The sequence below is a fragment of the Pseudomonas sp. Sample_11 genome (genome assembly GCF_004307505.1).
Lineage (GTDB): Bacteria > Pseudomonadota > Gammaproteobacteria > Pseudomonadales > Pseudomonadaceae > Aquipseudomonas > Aquipseudomonas atacamensis.
The window spans coordinates 31,057-43,378 of sequence record NZ_RCOD01000024.1 but is presented as its reverse complement, the minus strand read 5'-3'; the positions used below and the strand labels follow the sequence as shown (position 1 = coordinate 43,378).

The 12,322-nt window shown below is 60.0% G+C and carries 11 protein-coding genes and 5 tRNA genes; 3 read left to right on the top strand and 13 right to left on the bottom strand.

Going from position 1 to position 12,322, the window contains the following annotated elements:
- Positions 1 to 29 precede the first annotated feature (29 nt).
- From D8U60_RS05295 to uvrB, 11 genes are all read right to left on the bottom strand, one after another.
- Complete coding sequence (locus D8U60_RS05295; protein WP_016773925.1) at positions 30 to 476, bottom strand: Hsp20 family protein; 447 nt, start codon at positions 474 to 476, stop codon at positions 30 to 32.
- A gap of 119 nt (positions 477 to 595) precedes the next feature.
- Complete coding sequence (locus tag D8U60_RS05290) at positions 596 to 1,555, bottom strand: tRNA-dihydrouridine synthase (RefSeq protein WP_016773924.1); 960 nt, start codon at positions 1,553 to 1,555, stop codon at positions 596 to 598.
- A 173-nt stretch (positions 1,556 to 1,728) separates the two neighbouring features.
- Positions 1,729 to 2,166: a thioesterase family protein gene (locus D8U60_RS05285; protein WP_122610307.1), complete on the bottom strand. Its 438-nt coding sequence runs from the start codon at positions 2,164 to 2,166 to the stop codon at positions 1,729 to 1,731.
- 46 nt (positions 2,167 to 2,212) lie between these two features.
- Complete coding sequence (locus tag D8U60_RS05280; protein ID WP_016773922.1) at positions 2,213 to 3,046, bottom strand: alpha/beta fold hydrolase; 834 nt, start codon at positions 3,044 to 3,046, stop codon at positions 2,213 to 2,215.
- Between the two features lie 30 nt (positions 3,047 to 3,076).
- Positions 3,077 to 3,616 carry a TetR/AcrR family transcriptional regulator gene (locus D8U60_RS05275; RefSeq protein ID WP_016773921.1) on the bottom strand — a complete coding sequence of 180 codons (540 nt, stop codon included), beginning with the start codon at positions 3,614 to 3,616 and terminating at the stop codon, positions 3,077 to 3,079.
- A 182-nt stretch (positions 3,617 to 3,798) separates the two neighbouring features.
- A tRNA-Glu gene (locus tag D8U60_RS05270) sits at positions 3,799 to 3,874 on the bottom strand.
- 80 nt (positions 3,875 to 3,954) lie between these two features.
- A tRNA-Ala gene (locus D8U60_RS05265) sits at positions 3,955 to 4,030 on the bottom strand.
- A gap of 53 nt (positions 4,031 to 4,083) precedes the next feature.
- Positions 4,084 to 4,159 (bottom strand) — tRNA-Glu (locus D8U60_RS05260).
- Between the two features lie 79 nt (positions 4,160 to 4,238).
- Positions 4,239 to 4,314, bottom strand: a tRNA-Ala gene (locus tag D8U60_RS05255).
- A 188-nt stretch (positions 4,315 to 4,502) separates the two neighbouring features.
- Positions 4,503 to 5,984 (bottom strand): glutamate--tRNA ligase, encoded by a 1,482-nt coding sequence (gene gltX, locus D8U60_RS05250; protein WP_016773920.1) that lies wholly within the window; start codon positions 5,982 to 5,984, stop codon positions 4,503 to 4,505.
- 163 nt (positions 5,985 to 6,147) lie between these two features.
- Entirely contained in the window at positions 6,148 to 8,163 is a 2,016-nt protein-coding gene (gene uvrB, locus D8U60_RS05245; RefSeq protein ID WP_130899640.1) for an excinuclease ABC subunit UvrB, read from the bottom strand.
- Positions 8,164 to 8,500: 337 nt separating this feature from the next.
- On the opposite strand from uvrB, the gene D8U60_RS05240 reads away from it, so the two are divergent.
- Both D8U60_RS05240 and D8U60_RS05235 read left to right on the top strand, forming a co-directional pair.
- Positions 8,501 to 9,697, top strand: coding sequence for an amino acid aminotransferase (locus D8U60_RS05240; RefSeq protein ID WP_016773918.1), 1,197 nt, complete (start codon positions 8,501 to 8,503; stop codon positions 9,695 to 9,697).
- Between the two features lie 222 nt (positions 9,698 to 9,919).
- On the top strand, positions 9,920 to 10,120 hold the full coding sequence (locus tag D8U60_RS05235) for a hypothetical protein (RefSeq protein WP_016773917.1): 201 nt from the start codon (positions 9,920 to 9,922) through the stop codon (positions 10,118 to 10,120).
- On the opposite strand, the gene D8U60_RS05230 is transcribed toward D8U60_RS05235, so the two are convergent.
- Positions 10,117 to 10,347 carry a hypothetical protein gene (locus tag D8U60_RS05230; protein ID WP_122506462.1) on the bottom strand — a complete coding sequence of 77 codons (231 nt, stop codon included), beginning with the start codon at positions 10,345 to 10,347 and terminating at the stop codon, positions 10,117 to 10,119. The genes D8U60_RS05235 and D8U60_RS05230 overlap by 4 nt on opposite strands.
- A gap of 219 nt (positions 10,348 to 10,566) precedes the next feature.
- Here D8U60_RS05230 and D8U60_RS05225 point away from each other — a divergent pair.
- Positions 10,567 to 10,642, top strand: a tRNA-Asn gene (locus tag D8U60_RS05225).
- A gap of 113 nt (positions 10,643 to 10,755) precedes the next feature.
- Here the strand turns inward: D8U60_RS05225 and D8U60_RS05220 are convergent.
- Entirely contained in the window at positions 10,756 to 12,279 is a 1,524-nt protein-coding gene (locus D8U60_RS05220) for a nucleobase:cation symporter-2 family protein (protein WP_130899639.1), read from the bottom strand.
- Between the last annotated feature and the right edge of the window lie 43 nt (positions 12,280 to 12,322).

Below are 12,322 nucleotides of genomic sequence, written 5' to 3'. Positions count from 1 at the left end.
GTTCGGGCGATTGTGTGTCAGCACATGAATCAATGCTGCAACGCCGGCTGCTGCGCTCCATTGATCGGGATGCGCTTGGCTTTCGCTTCTTCCGGGATCACACGGAGCAGGTCGATGCTCAGCAGGCCGTTGCGCAGGGCAGCGTCCTTGATCTCGATGTGATCGGCCAGACGGAACGACAGCTTGAAGGCTCGCTGGGCGATGCCTTGATGCAAGAACGTGACGCTCTCGTCAGTGTCACGCTTGCCGCCACTGATGGTCAGCACACCCTTCTCGACTTGCAGGTCCAGGTCTTCTTCCTGGAAACCGGCGGCCGCAACGACGATACGGTATTGGTCATCACCGTGTTTTTCGACGTTGTAAGGTGGGTAGCTGCTGCCTGGCTCGTTGCGCAGGGCGGTTTCGAACAGGTCGTTGAAACGGTCAAAACCTACCGAGGAACGGAACAGTGGCGCGAGAGAAAATGCAGTACTCATGATTCAAATCTCCTGAAAACAATCAGCAAGGTTTTGTGTCTCCGCGACCCGAATTCGGCATCGCGTAACCCTTAGATAGGGACCGCTGTTTTGATTTCAAGAGATTATTTTGAGATTTTTTATGCGGCTTCGACGAGCGGCAATCCGAGCAGACGCGAGACTTGATCCGGCTCGGTTTCACGGCGCAGAACGGTGAAAAGCTCGGCGGCTTCCGGGTAGTTCCGTGTCAGCATGGCCAGCCATTGCTTGAGGCGACCGGGCGATTGCCGGGCGGTCATCTGCGCTTTGGCCTGCAGCCAGAAGTCCTGAATCAGCGGCATCAGCTCGGCCCAGGTCATCTCGACGACCTCTTCGCCAGCGCGCGCCGCAGCGATCTGCCGAGCGAGATCCGGGCGGGAGACCAGACCCCGACCGAGCATGATGTCTTCGACACCACTGATTTCGCGGCAACGGCGCCAGTCTTCGACGCTCCAGATATCGCCGTTGGCGAACACCGGCACCTTGACCACGTCCTGCACGCGCGGGATCCACTCCCAATGAGCCGGCGGTTTGTAGCCGTCCATTTTCGTCCGCGCATGTACGACGATGTGCTCTGCCCCGCCTTCGGCCAGCGCCGTGGCGCAGACCAGCGAGCCGTCAGGACTGTCGAAACCCAGGCGCATTTTCGCGGTGACCGGGATGTGCGCCGGTACGGCGCGACGGACATGTTCGACGATCTGGTTGAGCAGCTCCGGCTCCTTGAGCAGCACGGCGCCGCCGCGGGATTTGTTGACGGTCTTGGCCGGGCAGCCGAAGTTGAGGTCGATCACTTCAGAACCGAGTTCGCAGGCCAGCGCAGCGTTTTCCGCCAGGCACACCGGATCGGAACCGAGCAACTGCACGCGCAGCGGCACGCCGGACGCGGTGCGAGCACCGTTGAGCAGCTCGGGGCCGAACTTGTGGAAGTACGCCGGGGTGAGCAACTGGTCGTTGACCCGAATGAATTCGGTCACGCACCAGTCGATGCCGCCAACGCGGGTCAGCACGTCGCGCAGGATGTCGTCGACCAACCCTTCCATGGGCGCCAGAGCAATTTGCATGGGGAAACACTACTTGAAGAAAAACGTGCGGCAGTTTACTGGATATCGCACAAAACCGCAGAACCCTTGTAGGAGCTGCCGAAGGCTGCGATCTTTTGATCTTGATCTTGATCTTGATTCGCAAAAAGCAAAATCAAAAGATCGCAGCCTTCGGCAGCTCCTACCAGACCGGGTCAGGCTGGAGTCAGGATCGCCGGGCCATAGCCTTCGATAAATTCCGCCGGCATGCGCTTGGGCTTGCCGGTCGACAGTTCGATGCACACAAACGTGGTCTGCGCGCGCAGCAGGGTGGCGTTGTCGCTGGGGCGTTTGAGCTGGAAATGCCGGGTCATTTTCAAGCGCTGGTCCCAGTCGACGATCCAGGTCGCCAGTTGCAGTTCATCGCCTTCATAGGCTGCGGCCAGATAATCGATTTCATGGCGGACAACGGCCATCGCCCGATCCAGCCGCCGGTATTCGACCAGGTCCAGGCCGAGGCGCTGCGAATGGCGCCAGGCGCAGCGCTCGAGCCAGGTCACGTAAACGGCGTTATTGGCGTGCCCGAGCCCGTCGATGTCTTCGGCGCCTACTTGCAGATCAATGGTAAACGGCGTTGCCCGATCCCAGCCCATGCCCCACTCCCGGTCAAAGTATTCAACCGGGGCAGTGTAACGGAGCTCAGGCCGATTGGCGCGCCTGAAGGCTGCGACCGGCAAGCAGTGATAACACACCATCAATCACTCGAGGGTCGGCCAGTACCCGTTGATGGCCGCCGCTTTCCAGGCGCAGTAGACGGCTGTCGAACCAGGCTTCGTGAATCAATTGCGATTCTTTGACCGAGACAAAATTGTCGTCCTCGGCATGCACGATCAAACCGGGCATATCCAGTTGATAGTGAGCCACGTCGAGCGTCGCGGCGCGCATGCCGACGTCCTGCTCGACCTGGCGGATAAACGCCGAACGCGCGCGCGGCGGCATGCCAACCATTCGCGCAAAACCGCGCAGCACGCCGAGAATCCGCGACGGTGCGGCGATGCTGACCAGGGTTTCGGTGCGCAGACCCAATTGCACGGCGAGCATCGCGCTGGCGCCGCCCATGGAATGGCCGATAACCGCTTGCAGCGGCGGCAATTCGGCAGCCGCTTCAAGCATGGCGCGGGCGAACAGCACTACATTGGCTTCGCGCCCAGGGGAGCGACCGTGAGCCGGACCGTCGAGCGCGACGACGGTATAGCCGGCATCGACCAGAGCATTGATCAGCGAGGCGAACTGCGTTGGCCGCCCTTCCCAACCATGCATCAGCAACACTGTCGGGCCTTGGCCCCAGCGCAGCGCCGACAGGCCGAAGCGCAACGTGATGCGTTCGGAGCTGGCCAACAGCGGCAGCTCCCAATCCCGCAGCGGTAGCGCGCGGGGCGTCATGAATGCCAGACGCATTTTGCTTGCCACCAGCTTCGGTGCAAACCAGCCCAAGGTACCGTTAACGCCACGAACCCACTTCAACGCGTTCATCGCACTCTCCTCAGGCTTGTTGCCTTCAGGTCAACGCACCGCCGACTTGGCGGCGCGCAGCAATCGATCGGATAACTCTCCCGGACCCAGCGCCCTGGCCAAGGCCAGACCACCGACCATCAACGCGACATCGGCCAAAGCCTTGTCGGTGTCTTCAGGGCTGGCGGCCAGTTGCGCGACCATCAGCTCCAGATGCTCGTTCAGCGCGATGCGGAACGACTCCGGCAAACGCCCCAATTCGCCAATCGAGGCAGGAATCGGGCATGCGGCTTCGCTGGAATCCCGGTGTTTGCGTGACAGGTAGAACGCAGCCACCAAAGCGCGACGCTCTTCGCCGGTCAGATCGGCGTCCATGTCGGCAATCAGGTCGCGACGCCGGCCCAGCAGTTGCTTGAACGCTTCGAGCATCATCGCGTCCTTGCTTTCGAAGTGGGCGTAGAAGCCGCCGACGGTCAGGCCGGCTGCGCCCATCACTTCGCCCACGCTCGGGTCAGCCGGGCCGCGCTGAATCAATGCGGCGCTGGCAGCCTTGAGGATGCGTTCGCGGGTTTGAGCTTTTTTATCGTTCATCGTTGCCTCCGAATATTACGACTAGAATATTATTCGCATAATAATATTCTGCAAGTCATGAATATGACCGCTGGTCTGAAGCACAGTGTAAGGAAAAAGGAGAGTTGGCCAAACGCCGGACAAACAAAAGGGCCATTCAATAATTGAATGACCCTTATAAAATCCCGCAGAGCGGGTAATCGTGGCGTCCCCTAGGGGACTCGAACCCCTGTTACCGCCGTGAAAGGGCGGTGTCCTAGGCCACTAGACGAAGGGGACACAAACCCTTCTATACAACTGATCAGTGCTGAGAGCTGATCGATTCAAGGCCGGTGTGGCCAGACCTTGAACTGTAAAATTGGTGGAGCTAAGCGGGATCGAACCGCTGACCTCCTGCATGCCATGCAGGCGCTCTCCCAGCTGAGCTATAGCCCCGGATTTTTCGCCTCGCGGCGGAGTGATCTCTTGCAACATCACTTCTGTAAAACTGGCGTCCCCTAGGGGACTCGAACCCCTGTTACCGCCGTGAAAGGGCGGTGTCCTAGGCCACTAGACGAAGGGGACGCAAACCCTTCTATACAACTGATCAACGCTGAGTGTTGATCGCTTCAAGGCCGGTGTGGCCAGACCTCGAAGTGTAAATTGGTGGAGCTAGACGGGATCGAACCGTCGACCTCTTGCATGCCATGCAAGCGCTCTCCCAGCTGAGCTATAGCCCCTCATCGCTGAGGACGGGGCGAATCTTAAGGGCGTATCGAAAGCCTGTCAAACTTATTTTTGAAAAATTTCAAAATTTTTTGCCGGGATAACAATCACTTACCGCCCTCCCCCGTAAATTCGGGAGAAACGCCGAAGGCAGGATCAAAAGATCGCAGCCTTCGGCAGTCCTGCAAAGAAGCAAAAGCAATCAGGCGATGGCGCCCAAGAGCTTTTCCCACTCCTTGTTTTCTTTCTTCGACACGCCGCCCAGCAGGTCAATCGCCTGGCGCAAGCGGAAACGGGTGAGATCCGGGCCGAGGATTTCCATCGCATCGAGCACCGACACCGAACTCGCCTGCCCGGTGATCGCAGCAAACATCAACGGCATCGCATCGCGCAGTTTCAGCTCGAGGGATTCGACCACCGCCTGAATCGTCGCGGTGATGCTGTCCTTCTCCCACTGCCGCAGACTTTCCAGTTTCCACAGGATCAACTGCATCAACTGGCGAACCTGATCGCCGGAGAGCTTTTTCGACTCGAACAGCTTGGCATCCGGATTCACGCCGCCAGCAAAGAAGAATCCCGCCAGCGGTGCAACCTGGCTGAACGTTTCAACCCGGCCCTGCACGTGCGGCGCGATCTTCATCATGTATTCGGAATTGAACGCCCACTTTTGCACGCGGGCGGCAAACTCTTCCACCGGCAGATCGCGCAGCCACTGGCCGTTGAGCCACGACAGCTTCTCGATGTCGAAGATCGGCCCGCCGAGGGACACTCGCTTGAGGTCGAAGTTGTCGACCATTTCCTGCAGCGAGAACTTCTCGCGCTCGTCCGGCATCGACCAGCCCATGCGCCCGAGGTAGTTGAGCATCGCTTCCGGCATGAAGCCCATGCGCTCGTAGAACGTCACCGAGGTCGGGTTCTTGCGCTTGGACAGCTTGCTCTTGTCCGGGTTGCGCAGCAGCGGCATGTAGCACAGCTCTGGTTGTTCCCAGCCGAAGTATTCGTAGAGCAAGATCAGTTTCGGTGCCGATGGCAGCCACTCTTCGCCACGCAGCACGTGGGTGATGCCCATCAGGTGATCGTCGACCACGTTGGCGAGGAAGTACGTCGGCAGGCCGTCGGTCTTCATCAGCACTTGCATGTCCATGCGATCCCACGGGATCTCGACGTCGCCACGCAGCATGTCCGGCACCACGCAGACGCCTTCGCTCGGCACTTTCATGCGGATCACGTGCGGTTCGCCAGCGGCCAGGCGCGCCGCGACTTCTTCCTTCGACAGCAGCAGTGCGCGGCCGTCGTAGCGCGGAGTTTCGCCGCGAGCCATTTGCTCGGCGCGCATTTGATCGAGTTCTTCAGCGGTGCAGAAGCACGGGAACGCATGGCCCATGTCGACCAGTTGCTGGCAGTACTTCTGGTAGATATCGCCGCGCTCGCTCTGCCGATAAGGGCCGTGCGGGCCGCCGACATCCGGGCCTTCGCTCCAGTCGATACCGAGCCAGCGCAGGGCGTCGAAGATCTGCTGTTCGGACTCGCGGGTCGAACGCAACTGATCGGTGTCTTCAATGCGCAGGATGAACTCACCGCCGTGCTGCTTGGCAAAGCAGTAGTTGAACAATGCGATGTAAGCGGTACCTACGTGGGGGTCCCCGGTAGGCGATGGCGCGATGCGAGTGCGGACGGTGGTCATGGCTTGTCTCGAAAAATGAAGAGCAGAACAATCAAGCGGCGAATGGTAACAGGCGACACCCGCCCCGCTCCAGCGGGCAGGGTATTTAAGCCGGAGACCGGGACTCGCTTATACCGAGTCGCCGCCATTCGCGAGCAGGCTCGCTCCCACAGGGAACGATCCCTTATACCGTAAGTAATCGTTCGCGCAGTTTGGCAACCTCGTCACGCATCTGCGCCGCCGCTTCAAACTCCAGATCCCGCGCCAGTTGGTACATCTTCTCTTCCAGCGCGCGGATGCGTTTGGTGATTTCGCTTGGCGAGCGCAGCTCGGCTTCGTACTTGGCGTTCTCTTCGGCGGCCTTGGCCATGCCTTTGCGCTTCTTGCTGCGCGAACCCGGCACGGTGGCGCCTTCCATGATGTCGGCGACGTCCTTGATCACACCTTTCGGGGTAATGCCGTTCTCAAGGTTGAAGGCGATCTGCTTCTCGCGACGGCGCTCGGTCTCACCAATCGCCCGCTCCATCGAACCGGTCATGCGATCAGCGTAGAGAATCGCCCGGCCATTGAGGTTACGCGCCGCGCGACCGATGGTCTGGATCAGCGAGCGCTCGGAACGCAGGAAGCCTTCCTTGTCGGCATCGAGAATCGCCACCAGCGACACTTCCGGCATGTCGAGGCCTTCACGCAGCAGGTTGATCCCGACCAGCACATCGAACACGCCGAGGCGCAAATCGCGGATGATCTCGACGCGCTCGACGGTGTCGATGTCCGAGTGCAGATAGCGCACGCGCACGCCGTGGTCGGCGAGGTAATCGGTCAGGTCTTCGGCCATGCGCTTGGTCAGCGTGGTGACCAGCACACGTTCTTCGATCGCCACACGCTTGGTGATTTCCGAGAGCAAGTCATCGACCTGGGTCAGCGCCGGCCGCACCTCAACCTGCGGGTCGACCAGGCCAGTCGGCCGCACCACCTGCTCAACCACGCGCCCGGCGTGCTCGGCTTCGTAGTTGCCGGGCGTTGCCGAGACGAAAATGGTCTGCGGGCTGACCCCTTCCCACTCGTCGAAACGCATGGGCCGGTTGTCCAGCGCCGAAGGCAAGCGGAAGCCGTACTCAACGAGGGTTTCCTTGCGTGAGCGGTCGCCCTTATACATCGCGCCGACCTGCGGCACGCTGACGTGGGATTCGTCGATCACCAGCAAGGCGTCGGCCGGCAGATAGTCGTAAAGGGTGGGTGGCGCCGCGCCGGCCGGACGCCCGGACAGGTAGCGCGAGTAGTTTTCGATGCCGTTGCAATAGCCCAGTTCGAGGATCATCTCCAGGTCGAAACGGGTGCGCTGTTCCAGACGCTGGGCTTCCACCAGTTTGTTGTTGCTGCGCAGGTATTCGAGGCGCTCCTGCAATTCGACCTTGATGCCTTCGATGGCGTCGAGCAGGGTTTCCCGAGGCGTCACGTAGTGACTTTTCGGGTAGAAAGTGAAGCGCGGCATCTTGCGGATGACTTCGCCGGTCAGTGGGTCGAAGGCAGAAATGCTCTCGACCTCGTCATCGAACAGCTCGATGCGGATCGCTTCGAGGTCGGATTCCGCCGGGAAGATATCGATCACATCACCGCGCACGCGGAACGTCGCCCGGGCAAAATCCATGTCGTTGCGGGTGTATTGCAGGTCAGCCAGACGCCGCAGCAGCGCGCGCTGATCGAGCTTGTCGCCACGATCAACGTGCAAGACCATTTTCAAATAGGTTTCCGGACTGCCCAGACCGTAGATGCATGAGACCGTGGTGACGATGATCGCGTCCTTGCGCTCCAGCAAGGCCTTGGTTGCGGACAGGCGCATCTGCTCGATGTGGTCGTTGATCGAGGCGTCCTTCTCGATGAAGGTGTCGGACGACGGCACATACGCTTCGGGCTGGTAGTAGTCGTAGTAGGAAACGAAGTATTCAACAGCGTTGTTGGGGAAGAACGCCTTGAACTCCCCGTACAACTGCGCGGCCAGGGTCTTGTTCGGCGCCAGTACGAGCGTCGGCCGCTGGACCTGGGAGATGACGTTGGCAATGCTGAAGGTCTTGCCCGACCCGGTCACACCGAGCAGTGTCTGGTGCGCCAGCCCGGCGTCAATGCCCTCAACCAACTGGCGAATGGCTTCCGGTTGATCGCCGGCAGGCTCGAAGCGGGTGACTAGCTGGAATTCCGACATACACACCTCTGGAATCGCGGCGTTCCGCGTCAGGCGGAGCACCACGAGGACGACCGCAAACGACCGATGTCGCGCAAGAAAAAACCTGGATTGTGCTGAATGTGGTGGCGATTGCCTGACCTTTCAAGGCAAACGTCCTACATCCGGTAAAGAGTCTGACAAAGTCAATCGACTAACGGTCAAGAAATAATCGGAAAAACTTACCCTAAAAGCCGATTCGCCTGTCGCCATTGCGCGGTGATGGCCTCTATACTAGCTCCCCGTTTGTGCACCGCTCTAGTGCATTCGGCTGGAGCGCGACACGTCCCTCCACTCTCCATTCAGAGCCGCCGTAATAATGAGCCTGTTCTCCGCTGTCGAAATGGCACCCCGCGATCCAATCCTGGGCCTCAACGAAGCATTCAACGCCGATACCCGGACCACCAAGGTCAACCTGGGCGTGGGCGTGTACTGCAACGAAGAGGGGCGAATTCCACTGCTGCGCGCGGTGATCGAAGCCGAGACGATTCGCGTCGCGCAACACGCTTCGCGCGGTTACCTGCCGATCGATGGCATCGCTGCCTACGACCAGGCCGTGCAGAAACTGCTGTTCGGCAACGACTCGCCGCTGATCAGCGCCGGTCGCGTCATCACCACTCAGGCCGTCGGCGGGACCGGCGCACTGAAAATCGGTGCCGACTTCCTCAAGCAACTGCTGCCGAACGCCGTCGTGGCGATCAGCGACCCGAGCTGGGAAAACCACCGCGCGCTGTTCGAAACCGCTGGTTTCCCGGTGCAGAACTACCGTTACTACGACGCTGCCACCCATGACGTGAACCGTGCCGGCATGCTCGACGACCTCAACGCCCTGCCGAACGGCTCGATCGTTGTCCTGCATGCTTGCTGCCACAACCCGACCGGCGTCGACCTGACCCCGGCGGACTGGAACAAGGTACTGGAAGTGGTCAAGGCCAAAGGTCACGTACCGTTCCTCGACATGGCTTACCAGGGTTTCGGCGACGGCATCGATGAAGACGCCGCCGCTGTGCGCCTGTTCGCCGAATCCGGCCTGACCTTTTTCGTCTCGAGCTCGTTCTCCAAGTCGTTCTCGCTGTACGGCGAACGCGTCGGCGCACTGTCGATCATCAGCGAATCGAAAGAAGAAAGCGCGCGCGTGCTGTCGCAGGTCAAGCGCGTGATCCGCACCAACTACTCCAACCCGCCGACCCACGGCGCCAGCATCGTTGCTGCGGTGCTGAACAGCCCGGAACTGCGCGCGCAGTGGGAAGCCGAACTGGCCGAGATGCGTCTGCGTATTCGCGGCATGCGCGAGCAGATGGTTGCCCTGCTGGCGGAAAAGGCGCCGGGCCGCGATTTCAGCTTCGTCGGTCGTCAGCGCGGCATGTTCTCCTACTCCGGCCTGACCACTGAACAAGTGCATCGCCTGCGCAACGAGTTCGGCATCTACGCCCTGGACACCGGCCGCATCTGCGTGGCCGCGCTGAACCAGAGCAACATCAAGGCTGTGACGGACGCGATCGTTCAGGTCATCTGATTTCGGCCAGTGATGAAAAACGGGAAGCCTTTTGGGCTTCCCGTTTTTATTTGTCTCTGGAAACGCCTTGCAACCTCTAGACTGCACACAATTCAAAGTGTAGGAGCTGACGAGTGCAACGAGGCTGCGATCTTTTGATCTTGTTTCTAAGATCAAAAGATCGCAGCGTTCCGCAGCTCCTACCGGTTTTGTGTACACCCGAGATTTTTGAAGAGAACCCACATGAAAAACGACAACCTGCGCGCCGACCGTGACGACCTGGATGATTTCATCCCGCGCGCTCCGGCCAAGCGTGAAAAGAGCCTGGTGCTGCAAGTCGCCACCGGGGTATTCCTCGGTGGCCTGGCCCTGTGGCTGGTGCAACTGGCGGCGACGGCGGCCTATGCCAAGCTGATGCTCGGCACGATTACCTTCGGCAGTTAAGCCAGCTCGGCCGCGCGTTGAGTGGCAGCATCGTCGTAAATCACATACAGCGATTCGGCGACCTGGCTCTTGATGGCCTTGCTGCTTTCTAGACCAAGGACGAAACCTTCAGCCTTGCCGCCAGCGCGGTTCAATTCTTCGGCGGTGCTTGCCCCGGTGATTGCATCGAAAAGTTTTTCGGCGTGCGGGCCGATCCCTTTGGGCAGGCTGATCTGTGCGGTGCTCATGCAGGCACCTCGGTGTTGCGAGTGATTTGAATCATGGCGCGTACCTTTGCGGCGAATGGCCGGCAGCGCGTGTGACCACTTCCGGGCTGCCATGGTAGACCTCTGAGGCCTTTCTGGTAACCGCCAATCGCTGACAAAATGCCGTCCGTCCCGACGAATCGCAAAAGTTGCCCGGCGATGCTTGACTTCTCTTTTTGAATCAGTAACATACGCACCAATTCCGCAATAGCTCAGTTGGTAGAGCAAGTGACTGTTAATCACTGGGTCCCTGGTTCGAGTCCAGGTTGTGGAGCCAAATAGCAAAGCCCCTGAATCGCAAGGTTCAGGGGCTTTTTTGTGGGCGCACGAAAAATACCAAAAGGCCGATCTGCGTGGGCAGATCGGCCTTTTCTGTTTCAGACGCAGCGGTCAGACATGTTCGCTGCTTTTCACCTGAACCTTAGGCGCGCCGTGGCCATGGTCGTGGTCATCCGGCTCGATCACCGGCACTTCCTTGCCATCGCAGTCATGCAGCTTGCCGTCGCTGAAGTAATCGCCTTCACGCAGCGCGGCGAGATCGCGATAACGCAGGGTGCGCTCTTCCGCTGCGGCGAACACCGACTGTTGATCCGAGTTGCCGGTCGTGAAGTGGTTGAACGCCAGGTTGAGCAGGATCGCCATGATTGCCGATGAACTGATGCCCGAATGGAAAATCGTCGCGAACCAGCTCGGGAAATGATCGTAGAAGTTCGGCGCGGCGATCGGGATCATGCCGAAACCGATCGAGGTGGCAACGATGATCAGGTTGACGTTGTTGCGGTAGTCCACCTTCGACAACGTGCGGATGCCACTCGCCGCCACGGTGCCGAACAGCACGATCCCTGCGCCGCCAAGGACCGAAGTCGGCACTGCAGCAATCACCCGGCCCATGAACGGCAGCAGGCCGAGCACCACCAGGAACAGACCGCCGGTGGCCACCACGAAACGGCTCTTGATCCCGGTCACCGCCACCAGACCGACGTTTTGCGCGAAAGCACTTTGCGTAAACGAACCGAAGATCGGCGCAAACATGCTCGACAGCATGTCGGCACGCAGGCCGTTGCCCAAGCGTTTGGAATCTACCTTGGTGTCAATGATCTCGCCCACGGCGAGGATGTCCGCCGAGGTTTCCACCAGCGTCACCATGACCACAATGCACATCGACAGGATCGCGGCGAAATGGAAGGTCGGCATGCCGAAGTGGAACGGTGTCGGGAAGCCGAACATGGGGCCGGTGGTGACACTGGAGAAATCCGCCATGCCAAGGAACACCGCCAGCACCGTGCCGATGACCATGGCCAGCAGAATCGACAGCCGAGAAATGGCCGCGCTGCCAACCTTGCTCAGCAGCAACACCAGCACCAGCGTGACCGCCGCCAGACCGATGTTCTGCATGCTGCCGAAGTCCGGCGCGTGGCTGTTGCCGCCCATCGCCCAGCGTGCGGCCACCGGCATCAGCGTCAGGCCGATGGTGGTGATCACAATGCCGGTGACCAGCGGCGGAAAGAACTTGGTGATGCGTGAAAACACCGGCGTGATCAGCAAGCCGATCAACGAGGCGGCAATCACGGCACCCAGCACCGATTGGAAACCGCCCTCCCCGCCGCTGCTGACGATCGCAACCATGGTCGCCACGCCGGAGAACGATACGCCCTGGACCAGCGGCAGCTGACAGCCAAAAAACGGCAGACCCAGGGTTTGCAGCAACGTCGCCAGCCCCCCCGCAAACAATGAAGCAGCAATCAACAGACCAATGTCCGCCGGCGACAGACCGGCCGCCTGGCCAATGATCAGTGGCACCGCAACGATACCGCCGTACATGGTCAGAACATGTTGCAGGCCGTAAGCCATATTCGCGCCGACCCCGAGGTTTTCATCCTCGGGCCGTTGGTGTGAAACATGGGGCGTTTTCATGGTGGGGGGTTCCCTGGTTTTTGTTATGCGCACACTGTATTCA

Bases quoted from the DNA above. Each gene is read 5' to 3' on its own strand.
- D8U60_RS05295 (WP_016773925.1), bottom strand. From the start codon at position 476: ATGAGTACTGCATTTTCTCTCGCGCCACTGTTCCGTTCCTCGGTAGGT.
- D8U60_RS05290 (WP_016773924.1), bottom strand. From the start codon at position 1,555: ATGCAAATTGCTCTGGCGCCCATGGAAGGGTTGGTCGACGACATCCTG.
- D8U60_RS05285 (WP_122610307.1), bottom strand. From the start codon at position 2,166: ATGGGCTGGGATCGGGCAACGCCGTTTACCATTGATCTGCAAGTAGGC.
- D8U60_RS05280 (WP_016773922.1), bottom strand. From the start codon at position 3,046: ATGAACGCGTTGAAGTGGGTTCGTGGCGTTAACGGTACCTTGGGCTGG.
- D8U60_RS05275 (WP_016773921.1), bottom strand. From the start codon at position 3,616: ATGAACGATAAAAAAGCTCAAACCCGCGAACGCATCCTCAAGGCTGCC.
- gltX (WP_016773920.1), bottom strand. From the start codon at position 5,984: ATGACCACCGTCCGCACTCGCATCGCGCCATCGCCTACCGGGGACCCC.
- uvrB (WP_130899640.1), bottom strand. From the start codon at position 8,163: ATGTCGGAATTCCAGCTAGTCACCCGCTTCGAGCCTGCCGGCGATCAA.
- D8U60_RS05240 (WP_016773918.1), top strand. From the start codon at position 8,501: ATGAGCCTGTTCTCCGCTGTCGAAATGGCACCCCGCGATCCAATCCTG.
- D8U60_RS05235 (WP_016773917.1), top strand. From the start codon at position 9,920: ATGAAAAACGACAACCTGCGCGCCGACCGTGACGACCTGGATGATTTC.
- D8U60_RS05230 (WP_122506462.1), bottom strand. From the start codon at position 10,347: ATGAGCACCGCACAGATCAGCCTGCCCAAAGGGATCGGCCCGCACGCC.
- D8U60_RS05220 (WP_130899639.1), bottom strand. From the start codon at position 12,279: ATGAAAACGCCCCATGTTTCACACCAACGGCCCGAGGATGAAAACCTC.